The sequence below is a fragment of the Mesorhizobium sp. CNPSo 4670 genome (assembly GCF_057784235.1).
The window spans coordinates 24,822-43,925 of the sequence record NZ_JBWJFQ010000017.1 but is presented as its reverse complement, the minus strand read 5'-3'; the positions used below and the strand labels follow the sequence as shown (position 1 = coordinate 43,925).

At 60.0% G+C, this 19,104-nt stretch carries 21 protein-coding genes and 1 pseudogene; 11 read left to right on the top strand and 11 right to left on the bottom strand.

All coding sequences use genetic code 11. The features are described 5' to 3' along the window. Positions 1 to 87 precede the first annotated feature (87 nt). Entirely contained in the window at positions 88 to 786 is a 699-nt protein-coding gene (locus AC0ZT5_RS24830) for a CBS domain-containing protein (RefSeq protein WP_488498586.1), read from the top strand. 165 nt (positions 787 to 951) lie between these two features. On the opposite strand, the gene AC0ZT5_RS24825 is transcribed toward AC0ZT5_RS24830, so the two are convergent. The 5 genes from AC0ZT5_RS24825 to AC0ZT5_RS24805 form a co-directional block, all read right to left on the bottom strand. Continuing rightward, a complete protein-coding gene (locus tag AC0ZT5_RS24825) occupies positions 952 to 1,500 on the bottom strand; it encodes a LysE family transporter (protein WP_488498585.1) in 549 nt (182 codons plus the stop codon). A 111-nt stretch (positions 1,501 to 1,611) separates the two neighbouring features. Further along, on the bottom strand, positions 1,612 to 1,881 hold the full coding sequence (locus AC0ZT5_RS24820; RefSeq protein ID WP_488498584.1) for a DUF6455 family protein: 270 nt from the start codon (positions 1,879 to 1,881) through the stop codon (positions 1,612 to 1,614). 96 nt (positions 1,882 to 1,977) lie between these two features. Then, a complete protein-coding gene (locus tag AC0ZT5_RS24815; protein ID WP_488498671.1) occupies positions 1,978 to 2,433 on the bottom strand; it encodes an NUDIX hydrolase in 456 nt (151 codons plus the stop codon). Positions 2,434 to 2,455: 22 nt separating this feature from the next. Then, the gene (gene mgtA / locus AC0ZT5_RS24810; protein ID WP_488498583.1) at positions 2,456 to 5,086 is read right to left on the bottom strand and encodes a magnesium-translocating P-type ATPase; all 2,631 of its coding nucleotides are present in this window, start codon (positions 5,084 to 5,086) and stop codon (positions 2,456 to 2,458) included. After that, entirely contained in the window at positions 5,086 to 5,895 is an 810-nt protein-coding gene (locus tag AC0ZT5_RS24805) for a universal stress protein (protein ID WP_488498582.1), read from the bottom strand. Before AC0ZT5_RS24805 ends, mgtA begins: the two co-directional genes overlap by 1 nt. Before the next feature lie 177 nt (positions 5,896 to 6,072). On the opposite strand from AC0ZT5_RS24805, the gene AC0ZT5_RS24800 reads away from it, so the two are divergent. Both AC0ZT5_RS24800 and fixJ read left to right on the top strand, forming a co-directional pair. Next, complete coding sequence (locus tag AC0ZT5_RS24800; protein ID WP_488498581.1) at positions 6,073 to 7,629, top strand: PAS domain S-box protein; 1,557 nt, start codon at positions 6,073 to 6,075, stop codon at positions 7,627 to 7,629. Further along, positions 7,616 to 8,230, top strand: a complete 615-nt coding sequence (fixJ, locus tag AC0ZT5_RS24795) for a response regulator FixJ (RefSeq protein WP_488498580.1) — start codon at positions 7,616 to 7,618, stop codon at positions 8,228 to 8,230. Before AC0ZT5_RS24800 ends, fixJ begins: the two co-directional genes overlap by 14 nt. On the opposite strand, the gene AC0ZT5_RS24790 is transcribed toward fixJ, so the two are convergent. After that, positions 8,227 to 8,499, bottom strand: coding sequence for a hypothetical protein (locus AC0ZT5_RS24790; protein ID WP_488498579.1), 273 nt, complete (start codon positions 8,497 to 8,499; stop codon positions 8,227 to 8,229). The two genes, fixJ and AC0ZT5_RS24790, sit on opposite strands and share 4 nt — an antisense overlap. 366 nt (positions 8,500 to 8,865) lie before the next feature. On the opposite strand from AC0ZT5_RS24790, the gene AC0ZT5_RS24785 reads away from it, so the two are divergent. Then, on the top strand, positions 8,866 to 9,114 hold the full coding sequence (locus tag AC0ZT5_RS24785; protein ID WP_488498578.1) for a lipoyl domain-containing protein: 249 nt from the start codon (positions 8,866 to 8,868) through the stop codon (positions 9,112 to 9,114). A 31-nt stretch (positions 9,115 to 9,145) separates the two neighbouring features. Here the strand turns inward: AC0ZT5_RS24785 and AC0ZT5_RS24780 are convergent, their stop codons facing one another. The 3 genes from AC0ZT5_RS24780 to AC0ZT5_RS24770 form a co-directional block, all read right to left on the bottom strand. Then, positions 9,146 to 9,517, bottom strand: a complete 372-nt coding sequence (locus tag AC0ZT5_RS24780; RefSeq protein WP_488498577.1) for a hypothetical protein — start codon at positions 9,515 to 9,517, stop codon at positions 9,146 to 9,148. Positions 9,518 to 9,656: 139 nt separating this feature from the next. Next, complete coding sequence (locus tag AC0ZT5_RS24775) at positions 9,657 to 9,947, bottom strand: c-type cytochrome (RefSeq protein WP_488498670.1); 291 nt, start codon at positions 9,945 to 9,947, stop codon at positions 9,657 to 9,659. A 77-nt stretch (positions 9,948 to 10,024) separates the two neighbouring features. Then, positions 10,025 to 10,408, bottom strand: coding sequence for a phasin family protein (locus AC0ZT5_RS24770; protein ID WP_488498576.1), 384 nt, complete (start codon positions 10,406 to 10,408; stop codon positions 10,025 to 10,027). 210 nt (positions 10,409 to 10,618) lie between these two features. Between AC0ZT5_RS24770 and AC0ZT5_RS24765 the strand changes: the two genes are divergently transcribed. The 5 genes and pseudogenes from AC0ZT5_RS24765 (at position 10,619) to AC0ZT5_RS24745 (ending at position 13,282) form a co-directional block, all read left to right on the top strand. Continuing rightward, a complete protein-coding gene (locus AC0ZT5_RS24765; RefSeq protein WP_488498575.1) occupies positions 10,619 to 11,452 on the top strand; it encodes a universal stress protein in 834 nt (277 codons plus the stop codon). A 161-nt stretch (positions 11,453 to 11,613) separates the two neighbouring features. After that, positions 11,614 to 11,820 (top strand): annotated as a pseudogene (locus tag AC0ZT5_RS24760) (DUF2267 domain-containing protein); the annotation flags it as partial. Between the two features lie 59 nt (positions 11,821 to 11,879). Then, entirely contained in the window at positions 11,880 to 12,077 is a 198-nt protein-coding gene (locus AC0ZT5_RS24755; protein WP_488498675.1) for a DUF2267 domain-containing protein, read from the top strand. Positions 12,078 to 12,107: 30 nt separating this feature from the next. Further along, positions 12,108 to 12,815, top strand: a complete 708-nt coding sequence (locus AC0ZT5_RS24750; RefSeq protein WP_488498574.1) for a phosphoribosyltransferase — start codon at positions 12,108 to 12,110, stop codon at positions 12,813 to 12,815. 20 nt (positions 12,816 to 12,835) lie between these two features. Continuing rightward, positions 12,836 to 13,282, top strand: a complete 447-nt coding sequence (locus AC0ZT5_RS24745; protein ID WP_488498573.1) for a pyridoxamine 5'-phosphate oxidase family protein — start codon at positions 12,836 to 12,838, stop codon at positions 13,280 to 13,282. Between the two features lie 78 nt (positions 13,283 to 13,360). On the opposite strand, the gene AC0ZT5_RS24740 is transcribed toward AC0ZT5_RS24745, so the two are convergent. Next, entirely contained in the window at positions 13,361 to 14,197 is an 837-nt protein-coding gene (locus tag AC0ZT5_RS24740) for a universal stress protein (protein WP_488498572.1), read from the bottom strand. 174 nt (positions 14,198 to 14,371) lie between these two features. Here AC0ZT5_RS24740 and AC0ZT5_RS24735 point away from each other — a divergent pair, with 174 nt between their 5' ends. Both AC0ZT5_RS24735 and AC0ZT5_RS24730 read left to right on the top strand, forming a co-directional pair. Continuing rightward, the gene (locus AC0ZT5_RS24735; protein WP_488498571.1) at positions 14,372 to 14,770 is read left to right on the top strand and encodes a c-type cytochrome; all 399 of its coding nucleotides are present in this window, start codon (positions 14,372 to 14,374) and stop codon (positions 14,768 to 14,770) included. A gap of 53 nt (positions 14,771 to 14,823) precedes the next feature. Next, the gene (locus AC0ZT5_RS24730) at positions 14,824 to 16,377 is read left to right on the top strand and encodes a bifunctional aminoglycoside phosphotransferase/ATP-binding protein (protein ID WP_488498570.1); all 1,554 of its coding nucleotides are present in this window, start codon (positions 14,824 to 14,826) and stop codon (positions 16,375 to 16,377) included. A 17-nt stretch (positions 16,378 to 16,394) separates the two neighbouring features. On the opposite strand, the gene AC0ZT5_RS24725 is transcribed toward AC0ZT5_RS24730, so the two are convergent. Continuing rightward, positions 16,395 to 19,076, bottom strand: a complete 2,682-nt coding sequence (locus AC0ZT5_RS24725; protein ID WP_488498569.1) for a bifunctional acetate--CoA ligase family protein/GNAT family N-acetyltransferase — start codon at positions 19,074 to 19,076, stop codon at positions 16,395 to 16,397. Positions 19,077 to 19,104 lie beyond the last annotated feature (28 nt).

Sequence of the window (19,104 nt, the reverse complement as noted above, 5' to 3'; positions counted from 1 at the left end):
CCTCGATGGCAAAATGATTCAGATCAAGGCGCTTCGTGCATGTGAAGCCTAAGAAGCCGGAGGTTTGGAAAACTCCGGAGAGCGAACATGCAAGCCGAAGCCATAATGAGCAAGCCAGTCGTCGGCATAGACCCGTCCGCATCGATCGCCGAGGCGGCCGGGTTGATGCTCTCTAAAAAGATCAGCGGCTTTCCCGTCATTGGCGGCGACGGCACCCTGGTTGGTATCGTCAGCGAGAGCGATTTCCTGCGTCGGGGGGAATTGGGCACGGAGCGCAAGCGCTCGCGCTGGCTTGAGTTTCTCGTCAGCCCCGGAAAGGCCGCCGATGAATATGTCCACGCCAATGGGCGACGGATCGAGGAGGTGATGTCGCAAGATGTCGTCACGGCATCCCCTACCGCATCGCTCGCCGAGGTCGTTGAGCTCATGACGCGTCACCATGTCAAACGCATTCCGGTCGTCGACGCTGGGAAAGTCGTCGGCATCATCACCCACTCTGATCTTCTGCGGGCATTGCTCAGCGTCCTTCCGGATGCAGCCCCTGCAGCCATCGATGACGAACAGATTGGCCAGAACATCATTGCCGAGCTTGCGACGCAGAAATGGGCCGGCAAAGACTTGATCAACGTGACGGTGAACAAAGGCGTGGTGAAACTGAGCGGTGCCATCTTCGACGAACGTGAGCGCCAGGCAGCCATTGTAGCGGCCGAAAACGTCGCCGGCGTCAAAGCGGTCGACGATGGTCTCTTCTGCGCCGATCCCTTGTCCGTCATCCTCGTTTCGTAGCGGTGGCAAGACCAACGCCGAGTTGGTGTCTCGAGCCGCGGTGCCAGTGGGTTTAACGTAGCATTCGAGGATGGCCCACCCAGCGAAACAGGTCAGCTTTTACACGTGCGATCCGCTAACATTGCCACGGTGGGCTGCCAGTTTTTCCCCCAGGCTTCGCCATGCTCAGACGGCGACTAGAAGTATCAATGGCCGAAGGAGCAACAGGGCGAATGCAACAAGTGCCGCGCCCGCAACTCTTTCTGCCATTCTCTTATCTCCGCCGAAGCGCCGACCTAGCAGAAGCCACACCGATCCGGTGGCGGCTGTCATCACCAGGAGCGCAACCCAGAAGATCCCCAGCGCGCGCGGTTCGATGTTCATCGGCACGATAGCCAGGCAATAAATAAAGGCCTTCGGGTTCAGGGCACTGATCGCCGCAACAGAAATGGCGTCGCCGTTCTTGGACACGTTGATCCGAGCACTCGCCGTCAGACGCAGGCCAAGAATGACGAGCCATGCGGCTGCAACCAGCCTAAGTATTTGAAAGGCATCGGGCGACACAAAGGGACGCAGCGAAAACCAGCACGCGGATGCGATCCCGTATCCGCATGCCTGAGCGGCCAAAAGCTTGATCTCATTCTCTCGCTTGACCGACCCCGCCATCAAAAGAGCGTTGGTTGGTCCTGGCGCGACAAAGAGCAGAAATGTTTCTAGAAGAAATAAATTGCCCAAACTGCCTGGCCCCGCGGGATGTAAACCTATCAACTGCAAAATGCCGGTTTGCGTTGACTCTCGTCAAGACACGGGCGGCACGACTTCCTCGACGCTGAGCCGCACGATGCACTACCGCTGGTCGGCCGCGTGCTGCAGTCGCGCGATCAGGTCGCGGTTCCGGCAGTAATCTGGCGGGACCTCGGCCTGCTGATGTTCGTCAAGCCAGGTCGAACATTCATCCTGGTGCCCGCAGGAACGGCAGCGGTCCACCGCCCGATTGGTAACAGCTGCACGGTCCGCCACGACATTTAGTTGTCTGTCGACGCCGAGCTTCTGCATCATGCGACCCATCAAAGCGGTTCTGGCGTCAACTGAAATCAGATAATCGAGAAAGGTCATGATTCATCACTCCTGCCTACTGGCCATCATTGCCACTGTAGACGGCCGGTCGCGTTGATCTCGGTCAACCGCCGCGCCTAAACGAGGCGTTGCGCGCTAAACCAAAGCGTCAAGGCGGACGAGAAATGGCCGCTGCCCGGCAAGCAGTTTTTCCCGTGCCAGGTCTAGATCCAGCCATTCACAGCGATCGACCTCGGGAAACGACTGCATGCGGCCGCTGCCTCGTGGCCACTCCATCTCAAACAGGTTGCTGCGCAACGTCGCGGTATCGAAGTCGCTTTCGAGGGCGAAGACGGTGACCAGTTTGCCTCCTCGCTGACGCAACTCACCCAAATTGAGCAGGGCTCCCTTGGGCTCCCAGCCAGTCTCTTCCTTGAATTCGCGCCGCGCCGCGGCTTCTGGCTGCTCGCCTTCGTCATACTCGCCCTTGGCGATGGACCAGGCGCCAAGATCGCGGCTTTGCCAGAATGGGCCGCCTGGATGGACGAGCAGCACCTGCAGCACCTTGTTCGACCTACGATAGGGCAGAATGCCCGCGCTTCTTTTCATCATCACTCAAGCCTCCCCATGCGGCCTACGATCTCGGGTAGGCCGCATGAGGCTTGGGCCCTCTGTCGATCAGCTGCCCCGCCCTCTTCCGGTGCGACTGACGGCTCTCTTGTCCGAAGAACCAGCGCTTGGTCGCCTCCGAGGCCAGTAGATAGAGCGCGGTGATTGCGACAAGCCCGGCAAGCACCGGCAGCGGCAAAGGCACGAAGCCGAACCAGGCGGCAAACGGCAGATAGGGGATCATGATCGCGACACCCCCGACACCCAACGTAAGCCAGGCGAGCAACGGGCTTGGACGGCTTGCCCAGAAGGCCCTGTGCGTGCGCACAATGAGCACGATGGCAAGCTCCGTCAGCAACGATTCGACAAACCAGGCGGTCTGGAACGCGGCTTCCGTGACATGCGCGAAGAACAGGAGGAACGCGAAGGTCGCGAAGTCGAACAGCGAACTGACCAAGCCAAAGCTGATCATGAACCGCCGCACAAAACGGATGTCCCAGTGGCGAGGCTGGCGAAGCTGGTCGGCATCGACGTTGTCGCTTGCGATGGCGAGCGAAGGAACGTCAGAAAGGAAATTGTTGAGCAGGATCTGCTTTGCCAGAAGCGGCAGGAAAGGCAGGAACAGCGAGGCGACAGCCATGCTGATCATGTTGCCGAAATTGGCGCTGGTAGTGATTGAAATGTATTTCATCGTATTGGCGAATGTCTTGCGGCCGTCGTCGACGCCGCGCACGAGAACGCCCAGATCTTGCTTGAGAAGGATGATGTCGGCAGCTTCGCGCGCGACATCGACAGCTGTGTCGACCGAGATGCCTATGTCTGCCTCATGAAGGGCGGGCGCATCATTGATGCCGTCGCCAAGATAGCCAACGACATGGCCTCTGCTCCGCAAGGCCTGAACGATGCGCTCCTTCTGGTTGGGATCGATCTCGACGAAAAGGTCGGTGTGCTGCACGCCTGCAAAGAGCGCGCTCTTGGTCAATTTCGAAAGCTCCTCGCCGGTCATGATCCTGCTGGCGTGCAAGCCGACCGCTTGGGCAAGATGTGCGGCAACGTAACGGTTGTCGCCCGAAATGACTTTTACCGCGATGCCGCGTTGGGCGAGCTCGGCAAGCGTCTCCTTGACGCCTTCCTTTGGCGGGTCGAGGAAAAGCAGGAAGCCTGCGAAGACGAGATCGATTTCGTCTTTCCTGTTGAACGTTTTCCGGCTCTCAAATCGACGGATTGCCAGGCCCAGAACGCGGTAGCCGTCCGCGCTCCAGCGCCGGAATTTTTCGTCGATCGCCGCACGTTGCTTCACATCGAGGGGTTCCAGCCCTTTCACCGTGCTGACGAGGCCGCACGTTTCGAGGACATTTAGTACGGCGCCCTTGGTGATCAGAAGATCTTCGGCATCCTTGGTCCGCACAACAACGGACAGGCGCTTGCGAATGAAATCATAGGGGATCTCGTCGACCTTGGTGAAAGCGGCCAATGAAGCGCCCCCGCCCGGTGCATCGGCGATCGCTTCGTCCAGCGGGTTCTTCAATCCGGTCTGCAGGGCCGCGTTGAGGCGTGCCCAAAGCAGGATGTCGGTTGACGGATTGCCGTCGACATCAAGCCATCCGTCGAGGTGGATCACGCCTTCCGTCAGCGTGCCGGTCTTGTCGGTGCAGAGGACGTCCATGCTGCCCAGATTCTCGATGGCGTCGAGACGGCGCACGATGACCCCATTGGCAGCCATCGCGCGAGCCCCTCTAGCCAGCGTCACACTGATGATGGCCGGAAGGAGTTCCGGCGTAAGACCAACCGCCAGTGCCAGCGAAAACAGCAGCGATTCAATCAGTGGTCGATGCAGCATCAGGTTGGCGAAGAACACCAGGATGACAATCGCCAGCATGATCTCGGTCATCAGATAGCCGAACAGTCTTATGCCCTGGGCAAACCCTGTTTCGGGAATTTGGCGCTCCAGGGCCGCAGCGATCGATGCGAATTCAGTGCTGGCGCCGGTCGCTGCCGCAAGCACGGTTGCAGTGCCGCTGCGGACTGATGTGCCCGTAAAGACCGCATTGCTGCGCTGTGCGACGGAAGCCTCGGGCGCCGACCGCCCCGGTGCCTTCACAACGGGAAAGGTTTCGCCGGTCAGCACGGCCTCGCTGACATTGAAATCGCGCGCGTCAAGAATGATACCGTCCGCGGGAATAAGGTTTCCGGCCGACAGGCGGATCAAGTCGCCCGGCACGATATCTTCGGCAGCAACCGAGCATTCGACGCCATCACGCAACACAATAGCCTTGCGCGAAATACGCTGTTTCAGTGCTTCGGTCGCCCGCGACGCACCGTACTCCTGGGTGAAGCTCAGGACGCAGCTTGCCAGCACGATCGCACCGATGATCGCAGCCTCCTGGCCCTCTCCCACGAAAGCCGATACGCTGGCCGCGAAAATAAGGATCAGCACCAGCGGGCTACGGAACTGGCGGGCAAACACGATCAGAGCCGACGCGCTTGACTTCGACGCCGGTGTGTTTCGGCCGAATTTTGCGAGCCTCGATGCCGCCTCGGAAGCTGCAAGCCCCGAGGCAGACGTCTCAAGGCGTCGCAGGAGGTCATTGGTCTCGATCGACCAATAGGCACCGCCATCTGGCGGGACGGATTGCTGGTCAGCTTCGCCTATCATCAATACGACATGAAGCGGTTGATGCTGCTCTCTTCGATCAGTGTACGGGTGACGCCGCCAAACGCCCATTCCCGCAACCGGCTATGGCCATAGGCGCCCGAGACGACCAGGTCCGCATGGATCGAGCGTGCGAATGTCACCAACCGGTCCCCGTCAGCCTCGCCGGCGATCAGCTCGGTTCGCGCCTTGATGCCATGGTGTTCGAGAAAGACCGCGACATCGGCGAGGCCGTCACGAATGCTTTCGTCGCGGTCGGTGTCAATCGTGACGATCACGACTTCGCTGGCTTTGGCCAGGAAAGGCAATGCATCAGCAATCGCTCGCCGTGCCTCCCTGGTGTCCTTCCACGCTACGAGAACGGTTTTTGCAAGGACGTGCTCGACGTTGGTTGCGGCGACCAGAACCGGACGCCCGGCACCCAGTGTCAGACTGCCGACATCCACGGCGCGAAAGACATTGTCTCCTGCCTGGCCGGTAATGATAAGATCTGCCGCCCTGGCCGAAACGCTGAGGAAGCGGGTTGGGCTGCAAACCGCTTGGCCCCATTCGCTAAAGATCGACGCAGGAACCAGCCTCTCGAACTCGGCACGCAGTTCGGCAAGCCGCTTTTCGATCTCCGTCCGCTGGATCTGCATGATCTCGCCTTCGTAGACCATGCCTTCGCCGGTCGCGACCAGGGGCGGAACATCCGCGGCTGCCAAGCCGATAAGACGGGCTCCGAACCGCTCCGCGAGCTCGACCCCAGCCGTTATAAGGGGTGCAGGAGGCGCATCGATGGCGAGGTTGACGATGATTGACTTGTACGACATGCGGACGCCTTTCGCTGAACGATGGAATCCGTGATGAATTGCACTCGTCCGCGTCCAATGCCTTGATGCGCGTCAAAGACCGCCAATTGCATCCGCCGTCGGCTCGATCCGTTTTGCGTGTGCGGCGAGAAGTGATAGTTAGCCTTGGCAGCACCGTCTCGAACCCAGGAACCTCAGGTGATCAAAGACGAAGCGCTCAGCCTGTCGCCCGGCGGAACGACACTGAAATCACTGTTGTCGCAAATGTTCGATCAGGCTCCGGGCTTTACAGCGCTCCTGCGCGAGCCGGGTCATATTTTCGAGCTGACCAATGCCGCCTACCAGCGATTGATCGGCCACAGGCAAGTGGTTGGAAAGTCAGTACGGGACGCCTTTCCCGAGTTCGACGAGAACGAGTTTTTCGAACATCTGGACCATGTGTACACGACCGGCGAGCCCTATATCGGCCACGAGGTGAAGGTTGGCCTTCGCAACAAAGCCGACGGGCCGGTCGAAGAGCGCATCCTGGATTTCGTCTATCAGCCGATCAAGGCCGACGACGGTCGTGTCACCGCGATCTTCATTGAAGGCACGGATGTCAGCGACCTCTCCTTTGCAAACGCCGCACTTCTGTTGCGTGAGGACCATCTGCGATCGATCCTGGCCACAGTGCCAGACGCGATGGTCGTTATCGACGAACAGGGCCGGATCCAGTCCTTCAGCACCGCTGCCGAAACGCTGTTTGGCTATCAGTCAGGCGAGGTCATTGGTAAGAACGTCAATATGCTGATGCCGTCGCCCTATCGCGTCGAGCATGATGCCTACCTGCTTCGCTATCTGACGACGGGAGAACGCCGGATCATCGGGCTCGGCCGCACCGTGACCGGCGCGCGCAAGGACGGCACAACTTTTCCGATGGAGCTTTCAGTCGGCGAGATGCATCCGGGAACCGGACGTTTCTTTACCGGCTTCTGCCGCGACCTGACCGAGCGGCACCGGGCAGAAGCCAGAATCCAGGAGCAGCAGCAGGAGCTCCTGCACATGGCGCGGTTTACCGCGCTCGGCGAAATGGCCTCGACGCTTGCTCATGAGATCAACCAGCCACTGACGGCGATCACCAATTACCTGAAGGGCAGCCGCCGGCTTCTCGAGAACAGCAAGGAAGAAAATGCGCCTATGCTGCGCGATGCCGTGGAAAAGGCGGCCGAGCAGGCCCTGCGGGCAGGAAACGTCATTCGTCACCTGAGGGACTTTGTTGCGCGGGGCGAAAGCGAGCGTCAGGTCGAACGACTGCCGGCGCTGATCGAGGAAGCCTCGTCGCTGGCCCTGGTCGGTGCGAAGGAGATAAATGTCCTCGTCGCCTACAAGCTCGACCCTGCCGCCGAACTGGTCTTGACCGACCGCATCCAGATTCAGCAGGTTCTGCTCAACCTGATGCGCAACGCCGTGGAGGCCATGCAGGATGCACCGCGCCGCGAATTGAAAGTCACGACGATTGCGCGGGATGACGGGATGGCCGAGGTGAGCGTGATCGATACAGGCCCAGGCCTCGCGCCGGAGGTCTCGGCTCAACTCTTTCAGCCATTTGTAACCACCAAGAAGCAAGGCATGGGTGTCGGCCTCTCCATTTGCCGTACCATCGTCGAGTCGCATGGCGGCCACATCTGGGCCGAGCCAATGCCCGCCGGAGGAACAGCATTCCGGTTCACATTGCGCATCGTTGAGAAGGAAGAGGTCGCCAATGGCCGGCAATGATCTTGTGCATTTGGTCGACGACGACGTCGACGTCCGCAAGTCGCTTGGGTTTCTTCTCGCCACAGCCGACTTTGCCGTACGCCTGCATGAATCGGCCACAGCTTTTCTCTCGACGGCGACAGGGAATATCGACGGCTGCATCGTCACCGACGTACGCATGCCGGGTATAGATGGCATCGAGTTCCTGCGGCAGCTCAGAGCAGGCGGACATAGAATCCCGGTTATTGTCATGACGGGCCATGCTGATGTGGCGCTCGCCGTTCAGGCAATGAAGGAGGGCGCTGCCGATTTCATCGAAAAGCCGTTCGACGACGAGATGCTGATCGGAGCGATCCATTCAGCGTTGGCCAACCGCAACCAGGTCGATGCAGCGCATCCTCAGTCTGCGGATATCCGCGTGCGTCTGTCGACCTTGTCAGAGCGCGAGCGGCAGGTGTTGGATGGACTTGTTTCGGGTCTGCCCAACAAGACGATCGCCTATGATCTGGGGATCAGCCCGCGCACTGTCGAGATTCATCGCGCCAATGTCATGAGCAAGATGGGCGCAAGCAGTCTGTCACATCTCGTGCGCATGGCGCTGATCGTGGAATCCCGCCCCTAGGGAGAACCTTCGAGAGGGTTGCCTGTTCTGGCCTGAACCTTCTCATCTTCCCACTCGCGCCAGTGGGTCGGTCGGATGTCGACACGAGCACCAGTGGCGGCATTTTTCCAACCCTCCTTCGCCTTCCTGCAGGCAAAGACAAGTGCATGTTCGCCGTCTTCATCGAAGACGGCGAGTTCGAGATCGCGACCAAACGGAGCGCTTGGGATAGGGTTCCACATCGCATCAAAATCTTCGCAAACGGTTCGTTGCGCATTGATCTGCATCATTTTCTGGAACCGCCGGACAGGCATGCGCGTTGCCGGGGGTCGGATCGATGTGGCTAACAATTCTTACGGCGGAAGGCGCCATATATCGTCATCGGTGCCAACCACATGCACGGCGCGGGCAGCCCAATTGATTGCCAACGCACCACTGATGTCTGATCGGGCGCTCATCACGACGACTGCCTTTCCCTGAAATCCTTCATAGCCTCACTCCGTCGCCGGCCGGCCATCTTAGGGCGGCTGCCGCATCGGAAATTGATCGCCGTCAAACGCCGTACGATTGCGCCCCTTGCGTCGTACGCCGATTGATCGGGATCAAGGACCGTGCTGCGCGAGCGCATAACATTCGACGGCATAGGGAGAATTGCGATGCAATATATCAAGGTCGATGAAGCGCTATGGGCATCCTGCATGTTGCCGGAGGGCATCTTGGAGCGCTGGTTCATTGCCAGCGGTGACACAATCAAAGCCGGCGAGCGGATAGCCGAAGTTCGCGTTGAAGACGCGCTGCACGAGATCGTGGCACCGGCAGGTGGCCGCGCCACGATTGTCGCTACTGCGAATACCGTGGTCGAACCCGGCTCGATCCTGGCAACGTTGGAGTCCCAGTCCGCGTGAGGATGCCTCACAGGTGGATTGCGCTCATTCTTCAACAATAGCCCAAGGATGTATCAATATGCAGACCCAACATGCCGTTGCCTGGCTGGATCATCGCGAAGCCAAGGTCTTTTTCTTCAATCGAGAGACCGCCGAGAGCCTTAGGCTTGCCACCACGCTTGCGCATCATCAGACCCACAACAAGGCAGGCACCGTCGACGGCAAGCGTGCACCGGAAAGCCAGTCCTTCTACCACGACATCGTCGCGGCCCTGCAGCCGGCGAAGGAATGGCTGATCATAGGGCCAGGATCGGCGAAAGATGAGCTGGCAAAGCATGTCCGCGACCACCATCCCCACTTGAGGGATCGCATTGTCGGCGTAGAACCTGCCGATCATCCTACGGAAGCCCAGATCGTGGCGCATGCTCGGTCATTCTTCCGTGCCGCCGACCGGATGTTGCCCTAGCTTCGTCTGCGCCGGCTTGCTGGCGCCGCTAACGACGCCAGATCGATTGCCTCCATTAGGCGTCAAGTTCGGTAGGCTGCCGCGTCCGTGGCCCCGATCACGGTTGCTGCAAGGTGCTGATGTAAGCGATAATTGCATCGATCTGGTCGGGGCTCGCGATCCACTCAGGCATGTCCGGGTGGCCAGTCGAAATCCCCTCAGCGAGAGCCTCTTCGAGATCAGTGATCGGATAGCGCTTTGACAAGGTGCGAAATGGCGGAGCATCGGGATGGCTGCTCTTGTCCGTTTTTCCGACGGCGTGACAGCGGGCGCAATTGACTTCCACCAACGCCTTTCCGTGATCCGTTAAGCTATCGGCCAAGGCTGGATGCACATGTCCGATCAGCATCAGAGCAAGGACGGAAGCCGGCAGACAACCACGCCTGTAAAAGCTGTTCATGTTTGACGACCTTCCGCCTTGTCGATCTACGCGACTGTCTTCGCCGCTGCGTCCTCGATCGCGGTTCTGGCTTCCTCGCGAACCCGCTTGGCCGTTTCCGAAGCAAGCCTGGAGATCAGTGTAGCGACCTTGCCGGCTTCGCTGACGTATTGCGATGTCGCATTCTGCAGGAAAACAGAAAAGATGTCGAAAGCGTCATTGAACTGCGGACCGCCGATCAAATCATCGGCCAGCTTCACGTCCTGTTCGCAACGGTGCTTCAGAAACGCCAGCGTTTCGACGTTGTATCGCATCATCGCCTTGAAGGCATGCATCTGAAGGGTCGCGGCAGCGAGGAAGAACGTCTGGCCATTCTCCGCCATCGGCAACAATTGCATGCCGAATGACGATGGTTCGGGCTGAGTGTGCATTATCGACTACTCCGTTGTGAGGCATGCAAACAAAAATCTCCTCAGCGCGACTTTGACGCCGTTCGTCGTCATGTCCTTGATCAGGATCAACCCTATGGCCTTGCCGGATTGCACGAGCGTCCCGGCGCCAACCGGTCTCGTTGCGGCGTTTGACACGCATCAAAGTGCTTCCCTCCTTTTGATGGCCAAGTCGCTTCAACCGTAAATGGATTGACGCGATGGCTTTCAAGACGATCATGGTTCAACTGGACGTGGACGCCATCACGGCGCCACGCATCTCGATGGCATTGGGATCTTGCTCAACGACTTGAGGCCGACCTGATCGGCTTCTGCGCCGCCGAGCCGCGTTTTGTCCTGCCAACCGGCACCGACGACCAGGCCGCGACCAAGGCGATGTGGTGTCAGGTGGAGGAGATAGAAGGTCGCTTAGACTGCCTGAGAGGGGAATTCCTGAGCATCGTCAATGGCAGCAATCGTGCCTCGTGGCGTGGCGAAATAGGAAATCCGACCCGGCAGCTTGCAATCAATGCGCGTGCCGCCGACTTGATCCTCACCGGCTCGCCGGCGACCGATCTGGTGGTCGACCATCACCGTATACTGGATCCGGCAAGTCTCATCCTTGCGGCTGGCCGCCCGATACTCGTGGCATCAGAAACCACTGCCCCGATCAAGGCCGAAAGCATCCTGATTGCGTGGAATGACAGGCGAGAAGCGCGACGTGCCGTCGTCGACGCTATGCCTTTCCTGATCACCGCCAGGGATGTTGTGATCGCCACCGTGGACAATGGTGATACTGGATCCAGGGAGAATGTGGCGGATGTCGAACTCTTTCTGACGCGCCACGGGGTGAAGGCGCGATCGGAAGTTTTTGATGCCCGCCACATAGAGCCCGCGGAAATTCTCCTTCGGATCGGGCAGGAGATCGCGGGCGATCTCATTGTTCTGGGTGGCTACGGTCATAGCCGAGTCCGGGAAATGACTTTTGGCGGCGTGACGCGTTCGGTTCTCCAGAGCGGATCAGTGCATCGGTTCATCTCGAATTGAAAAAAGACGTCTGAGGCGTCGGCCCCCGGTGGCCAAGAGCGACCGCATCATTCCCCTGCTTGTGCAGAAATCCGGCGGCTAAGAGCCGCCGCCTGCTCATCCCCTTTCCCCAAGAGCAATTTGATCCGGCTCAATGCTCGAAGCCCTTCGACGCCTTAGGAATGGAACTCAAATCTTCGAGGAGCGTCGCCATGGGTCATAGTTCTCACACGTCCTTTGCTGAGTTCACGCACGCTGCCCAACAGGCGCAGCAATGGGTCAACGAGCTTGCCAAGGATCTTTGCTGGAGCGAGCCGAGCGCGTGCCGCCTCCTGAGGTCTGTTCTGCACACGGTGCGAGATTGGCTGTCGCAAGCGGAAATGGCCGATCTCTCGGCGCAACTGCCTGTTTTGGTCCGCGGCATCTATTTCGAAGGCGGAACCCCGCGGTGCCTACGCATGAGCGCACGAAGCGCGACTTTATTATCAGCGTCCGAAACAGTTTCGGCTACGATGAGGAGATCGATTTCGATGTCGCGATCAGTGCCGTTTTCAAGCTTCTTGACCGTCACATTTCGCATGGTGAGATCGTGCAGGTCAGAAACTCGATGAAGCAGTCCCTTAGAAAATTGTGGCCGGTGGATTGACCCATGTTCCGAGACCGGGAAGACGCTGGAGTGAAGCTCGGCCTGGAGCTGACCAACCTTCATCTGCATCGGCCTGTTGTGCTGGCATTGCCGCGTGGCGGCGTGCCTGTCGCAGTGGAGGTGGCCAGAGCTCTCAATGCTCCTCTTGACTTGCTTATCGTCCGCAAGGTCGGCGCGCCGGGCAATTCCGAGCTGGCTGTTGCCGCAATCGTCGATGGCGACCCTGGGGAGGTCGTGTTGAACCGTGAGATTGTCGAGACCTATGCGCTCGACGAAGACGGATTACGTGTCTTGATTGCCAAAGAGCGTCCCGAACTCGAACGTCAGCGCGTTGCCTATCGAGGCAACAACAGACCAATCTCGATCTCGGGAAGGACCGTGATCATCGTCGATGACGGGGCCGCGACCGGAACGACCATGAAAATCGCGATCCGCGCCCTCAAGCGCCGGTCACCGAGAGAAATCATCGTGGCTGTTCCTGTTTCACCGCAAGAAACGGTCGTTGAACTGGCCCGGCAAGCGGATCGTGTGGTTTGCTTAAGTCAGCCAGGACAGTTCCGTGCCCTGAGCTACCATTACTTACGGTTTCCCCAGCTCTCGGACAGCGATGTGATCGCTACGATGGACGAGGCTGTTCGATCGCAAACGGGCAGGCAACACCGAAGTGGGCAACAGGCGGCCGGCCCCGCTTCGAAAGCCTCCACGAAATCAATGAGACGGAACAACCGAGAGAAATAAGAGAAAAAGGAGAGACCGTCATGCAGGTCCGCACGCTTTCTGCCTTGGAATGCACGAAAATCCTGACGACCAATCGTGTTGGTCGCTTGGCATGCGCGACGGATGGGCAGCCCTACGTCGTGCCCCTCTACTACGCCCATTCGGATGCTCATCTTTACGCGTTTTCCATGCCGGGCAAGAAGATCGAATGGATGCGAGCCAATCCGCTGGTGTGCGTCCAGGTCGACGAACACGACCAAGGGCGAGGATGGCGAAGCGTCGTTGCCGACGGCCGATACGAGGAGCTGCCTGATCGGATCGGCCACAAGCTTCAGCGGGATCATGCCTGGTCGGTCTTGAGCAAGCACTCCGACTGGTGGGAGCCTGGCGCACTCAAGCCGGTCGTTCCTCCCACAGCCGACAGTGCACCGCACGTTTTCTTCCGGATCCTGATTGAACAGGTGTCGGGACGAGAAGCGAGCGAGTAGTCGTCCCATCAATTGGTTGGAAGAAATGGAACGGGCCGGCGCAATCTGCGCCGGCCCTTTTTTCCTGCCGTTGACTTGCTATCGCGCCATCAAGACCGGCAGCGATTGACCCTCAAGCATCGACTTGGTGACGCCACCGAAAATCCGCTCGCGCAACCGGGAATGACCATAGGCGCCCATGACCATCAGCTCGGCCGCAACGTCGCCCGCATGCTGGCGCAGCACGTCGGCGACCGAATGGTTCGCACTCGGCAGGCGTTCGACCGTAACCTTCACGCCGTGCCGGGCAAGATAGGTAGCGGCATCTGCTCCGGGTTCCGCACCGTGATGGAACTCGTCCTCGATCGGGTCGACCATAACGAGGTGAACCTCTTCGGCGCTTTTCAGCATGTCGAGCGACTCGCGAACGGCACGCGACGACTCAAGCCGGGCGTCCCATGCAACCAGGATACGTTTCGGCTTCAGCGTTGGCCGGGAGTCCTCTGGAACGAGCAGGATAGGCTTTCCCGATGAGAACAGCGCGCCTTGGATGACTTTATCCCTCAGCGTCGTGCTTGTGAGCAGATCTGGACCAAGAATGGTCAGATCGGCATAGCGGGCGCGCCTTCCGATGACTTCGTCCGCCCAGGCCGTATCCGGGTAGTCGTCGCTCAGATCAGTAGATACCGAGCTCTGCGAAAGAAAGGCGCCGACTGCCGAGATTCGCTCCTTGAGCCTCTTGACCTCGACCTGGCGCTCCTCGAACCAGGCTGGTGAAACGACGCCCACATGCGCACCGCCTGAGGGCGGTAGGGCCAGCTCGAGAACGAGCACGGAGAGATGGGCGCCGACCTGTTCGCACAGGCCGGCGGCGAGCTTCAGATCGCCCTCGCCTTGGTTCGGTCCGGTAACCGTAAGCAGTGTCTTGAAAGTCACGGCAACAACTCCTCATTTCCGCGTGAAGGTTCAATCGTTGCTGAAGCTTAAGCGCGAGAGGCCGGTGCGTTCATTGCGCTGAATCAATCCCTTGGGTGCGGCCCCATTTGATCCGCATCAACGTCCTCGCGAGCCAAGGCTGTAGGCTTCCGCTAATCAGTCGGGGAAACGCAGATGAAATTTCTGATCGCGGTGGCTCTCGCAGGTTTGGCCTTCAATACCGCCGCCGCTCAGGAGCTGGGCAACGGCAAGGCGGAATACATGAATTCCTGTGCCGTCTGCCATGGTCCCGAAGGCAAAGGCGATGGTCCGCTCGGCGACGAATTGGTCAAGCGCCCTGCTGACCTCACTCGTCTTTCGAGAAACAATGGCGGCGCGTTCCCCTACTGGCGCGTTTTCGCGACGATCGACGGCCGCGCCATGGTGCCGGAGCATGGCGATCGCGACATGCCGGTCTGGGGCCGCCAGTTCCTTCCTGGTGACGTGAAGAAATATGGCCCGAACGCCGGCGAAATCGTCACCAGGGAACGGATCCATGACCTGGCTGGTTATGTCGAGACACTGCAGCAATGAGAGCACATGGCGGAAACGGTCTCCGCAAGACACAAGCATCAGGGAGGCGGTCCATGATCGTTGATGACCAGCAATCCGTTACCGCGTTCCTGCTTGATCCTGCCTCATACGCCGCAGCTTGGCCGGTCGAGGCGATCGAGACCCATATCTCGCGTATTTTTCTGACTGGCGAACGCGCCTACAAGATGAAGCGGGCAGTGAAGCTCCCCTATGTCGATTTCTCGACGCCGGCACTGAGGCTGGCCGCTTGCGAGAAAGAGGTGGAACTCAACTCCAAGACCGCGCCCGGCCTCTATCTGGGTGTGCGTCACATTACACGCGAGGCAGATGGCAAACTGACTTTTGACGGCACTGGCCGACTGGTCGATGCGGCGATCGCGATGGTTCGCTTCGATCAGTCGAGGCTCCTCGATCGCATGGCTACCGCCGGACACCTGACGCCAGCGCTGATGACCGCCGTAGCACGCATGATCGTGGGATATCACCGTGCCGCGTCGGCAATCCACAATGGCAGCGGATCGTCCAACATGGCGGGCGTGCTCGACATCAACGAGGGCGGCTTTGCCACCAGCCATGTTTTCACAAAAGCAGAAAGCACGACCTTTGCCGAGGCCTTCCGCACCGCTCTTGCTCGGCATTCCGGATTGCTCGATCGTCGCGAAGCCGCAGGCAAGATCCGTCGGTGCCATGGGGATCTGCACCTGCGCAACATCTGCCTTTTCGACGGCGAGCCTCGCCTCTTCGATTGCATTGAATTCAATGACCAGATCGCCAACATCGACGTTTTGTACGATCTTGCCTTCCTGCTGATGGATCTTTGGCACCGGGGTTTTCCGCAGCTCGCCAACCTTGTGATGAACCGCTATCTCGACGAAGCCGACGACGAGGACGGGTTCATCCTGCTGCCCTTTTTCATGGCGGTGCGGGCCGCCGTGCGCGCCCACGTCACAGCAACCCAGGTCGAGGAAGGCAGTGCCGATTCCGACAAACTGACTGTCGAGGCCAGGTCCTATTTCGACCTTGCCCGGACATTTCTCCAGGAAACCCCGCCGCGTCTCGTTGCCATCGGCGGCCTCAGCGGTTCCGGCAAGACGACCGTTGCAGAGGCGTTCGCCGCCCATGTCGGTGTGCCGCCCGGCGCCCGCATCGTCGAAAGCGACCGTATCCGCAAAGCCATGCACGGTGTGCCGGCCGAAACGCGCCTACCGGACAAAGCCTATCGGCCGGAAGTCTCCGACCGCGTCTACCGTGAAATGGCGTGGCGGGCCGGCCTGATCCTCGCGGAGGGTGGATCGGTTGTCGCTGATGCCGTCTTTGACAGGCCTGCCGATCGCGATCGGATCGAGAAGGCGGCGAGTGACAGGGGCGTCGCATGCTCTGGATTCTGGCTGGAAGCGGATCCGCTTGTTCTCTGGCAACGGGTCAGCGAGCGCAAGGGAGGTCCTTCCGACGCCACCATAGATATCCTCTCGCGACAGTTGCAGCGAAATGCCACTCAATCCACATGGCGCAAGGTCGACGCTGATCGGAAGCCTGCCGATATCGTCGCGGAGTTGACAAGGTTTTCCGATAGCGACGCCTCCGAAATCCTGCGCACAGCCTCATGACGGCAAGGTGATCGACCTCAACGCAGATCGAGTATTGCCTCGACGAGGCCGGGTTCGCTTGGATGATGCGTTACCGAAAAGCCAAATTCGCGGCACATGGCCAGCATCTTGGTGTTTTCGCTGAGCACAATGCCTTCGATCCGGCCGATCCCATCGGCCTTTGCATAATCTACGATTTGCTTGAGCAATTCCCAACCCAGACCGTGACCTTGCAAATCCGTGCGCACCAGCAAGGCGTATTCGGCGACAGCGTGGTCCGGATCGCAAGACAGGCGGCTGATACCCGCCAGCAATCCTGTGCTCGTCTCCAGAGCGATGAAAGCCATGTTGCGATCGTAGTCGAGTTGGGTGAGCCGCTTCAACATCTGGTCGGAGAAGCTTTTGCGCGGCGACAGAAAACGCAGGCGCAGATCGTCAGGCGAAATCCTGGCAAGGAATTCGGGATAGAGCGCGATGTCGGCCGGCTTGATCGGCCGGATGTGATAGTGCGTGCCGCCACCGGAAAACGCCTTCTCCCAACCCGACGGATAAGGCCTGATGGCGAGAGCGGGGTTCGGGCCCACCTCTTCCACCCGTTCCGGCGCGATCTCGATGCGGGCGTCGAGCGCAACCACGCCCTCGGCGTCGGCCAGCAGCGGGTTGATATCCATCGAAACGAGGCACGGAAAGTCGACGGTCATCTGCGACAAGCCGTTGAGGGCCGCGATGATCGCTTGCCGATCGGCCGGCTTGCGATCGCGGAACCCGGCAAGCAGGCGGCCGATCCGCGTTTGCGCGATCAGGTCACCGGCAAGAACGTCGTCGAGCGGTGGCAATGCGATCGCTGTATCATCCATAACCTCGACCGCGACGCCGCCAGCTCCAAACAGGATGGCCGGCCCGAAGATCGGATCCCGGCTCATGCCGAGGATAAGTTCCTGCGCCTGTTTTCGCACCACCATCGGCTGAACGGCATAGCCTTCAATATCGGCTTGCGGTGCGTGTTTGCGCACACGCGCCTCGATTGCCTGTGCGGCCTCCCCGGCAGCGGCGGCGTCGGCAATGCTGAGCACCACCCCGCCAATGTCCGACTTGTGCGAGATCGCCTTGGACAGCAGCTTGACGACGACCTGTTCAGACGTCTTGAGGAGTTGGCCGGCCGCCGCTTTCGCTTCAGCAGGAGATCTGGCAACGATCGTCTCGGGTACCGGGATGCCGTAGGCGGAAATTGCTGCCTTGGCTTCGGGCTCGGTCAGCATTCGCCGGCCCTCCCTCGCGACCTGCCTGAATATGGCGAGCACGGCTTCCCTGTCGCTCGTGATGTCCTCGCTGCGGCTCGACGGCGTGCGCATCAATGCCCGCTGGGCACGCGACCATTCGCTGAGGTAGGAGACGGCTGTTGCCGCGTCAGCCGGCGTTTCAAAACTGGCAATGCCGGCATCCTGAAGGATTTGCCGCCCGGCGCGCGCCGTGTGTTCACCGAGCCAGCAGGTCAGGACCGGTTTGCCGGCAATCATCCCTTCCCTTGTGGTTTCCGCCACCGCGCTTGCCGCGGCAAGCGCCGAACCCAGCCCCGTTGGACAATTCATCACCAGGACAACGTCCGTTCCGGGGTCTGCCGCTACAGCTTCGACGGCGGCCTTGTAACGCTCTGGCGGGGCATCGCCGATGATGTCGACCGGATTGGCGTGCGACCATATTGGAGGCAATACGGCATTCAGGCGTTGGATGGTGGCGGGTGATAGCGCGGCCAATTCCCCTTTGCAGTCGATGAGTTGATCGATGGCCAATACCCCTGCCCCGCCGCCATTGGTGACGATGCCGACGCGGGCTCGTTTGAGCGGAGTGAAGCGGGCGATCGTTTCAGCGGCATCAAACAGCTCGGTCAGGCCTTTGACACGCAGGATGCCTGCGCGCAGCAATGCCGCGTCTGCGACACGGTCAGCCCCCGAAAGCGCGCCGGTGTGGGTCGCGGCCGCTTTGGCCGATTGCTCGTGCCGACCCGACTTGATCGCGATCACCGGCTTGACCCGTGCCGCCGCACGGGCGGCTGAGATGAACTTGCGCGGATTGGGAATTGTTTCGAGATACATCACGATGGCGCGTGTGTGCATGTCGCCCGCTAGCATGTCGAGACAATCTCCCACGTCGACATCCGCCATGTCACCCAGGGAGACGATCTGCGAGAAGCCGACATTATTGTCAGCCGCCCAGTCGATCAGCGACGTGGCAATTGCGCCGGATTGCGACAGCAGCGCGATGTTGCCAGGCTTGGCGGCCATATGCGCAAATCCGGCATTGAGCTTCAAAGGCGGGATCACCAGACCGACCGTGTTCGGCCCGATGATGCGGAAAAGATTGGGCTTGGCAGCGTCGAGCATGGCCTGACGCAGGCCGTTCTCGCGCGTAAGCCCGGCGGTGATCACGACCGCCGACCGTGTGCCCTTGTCGCCGAGCTCGCGCACGATGCCGGGAACAGTGTCCGGCGGTGTGACGATGACACCAAGGTCTGGAACACCCGGCAGGTCGGCCGCCTTCGCATAGCAGCGTCGACCGGCCACTTGCGAATATTTCGGGTTGACCGGCCAGATCTCGCCCGCAAAGCCGCCATTGACGATGTTGTCGAAGACGACACGGCCCACCGAGCCGTTGCGCGCCGATGCCCCGAACACGGCAACCGACTTCGGAGCGAACGCATGGTCGAGATTTCGGATCGTCACCCCTAGTGTCTCCTGTTCCTGGCGATCA

Coding starts and splice junctions, on each gene's coding strand:
- AC0ZT5_RS24830 (WP_488498586.1), top strand. CDS start 88: ATGCAAGCCGAAGCCATAATGAGCAAGCCAGTCGTCGGCATAGACCCG.
- AC0ZT5_RS24820 (WP_488498584.1), bottom strand. CDS start 1,881: ATGACCTTTCTCGATTATCTGATTTCAGTTGACGCCAGAACCGCTTTG.
- AC0ZT5_RS24815 (WP_488498671.1), bottom strand. CDS start 2,433: ATGATGAAAAGAAGCGCGGGCATTCTGCCCTATCGTAGGTCGAACAAG.
- mgtA (WP_488498583.1), bottom strand. CDS start 5,086: ATGATAGGCGAAGCTGACCAGCAATCCGTCCCGCCAGATGGCGGTGCC.
- AC0ZT5_RS24805 (WP_488498582.1), bottom strand. CDS start 5,895: ATGTCGTACAAGTCAATCATCGTCAACCTCGCCATCGATGCGCCTCCT.
- fixJ (WP_488498580.1), top strand. CDS start 7,616: ATGGCCGGCAATGATCTTGTGCATTTGGTCGACGACGACGTCGACGTC.
- AC0ZT5_RS24790 (WP_488498579.1), bottom strand. CDS start 8,499: ATGATGCAGATCAATGCGCAACGAACCGTTTGCGAAGATTTTGATGCG.
- AC0ZT5_RS24785 (WP_488498578.1), top strand. CDS start 8,866: ATGCAATATATCAAGGTCGATGAAGCGCTATGGGCATCCTGCATGTTG.
- AC0ZT5_RS24780 (WP_488498577.1), bottom strand. CDS start 9,517: ATGCGCCACGATCTGGGCTTCCGTAGGATGATCGGCAGGTTCTACGCC.
- AC0ZT5_RS24775 (WP_488498670.1), bottom strand. CDS start 9,947: ATGCTGATCGGACATGTGCATCCAGCCTTGGCCGATAGCTTAACGGAT.
- AC0ZT5_RS24770 (WP_488498576.1), bottom strand. CDS start 10,408: ATGCACACTCAGCCCGAACCATCGTCATTCGGCATGCAATTGTTGCCG.
- AC0ZT5_RS24745 (WP_488498573.1), top strand. CDS start 12,836: ATGCAGGTCCGCACGCTTTCTGCCTTGGAATGCACGAAAATCCTGACG.
- AC0ZT5_RS24735 (WP_488498571.1), top strand. CDS start 14,372: ATGAAATTTCTGATCGCGGTGGCTCTCGCAGGTTTGGCCTTCAATACC.
- AC0ZT5_RS24730 (WP_488498570.1), top strand. CDS start 14,824: ATGATCGTTGATGACCAGCAATCCGTTACCGCGTTCCTGCTTGATCCT.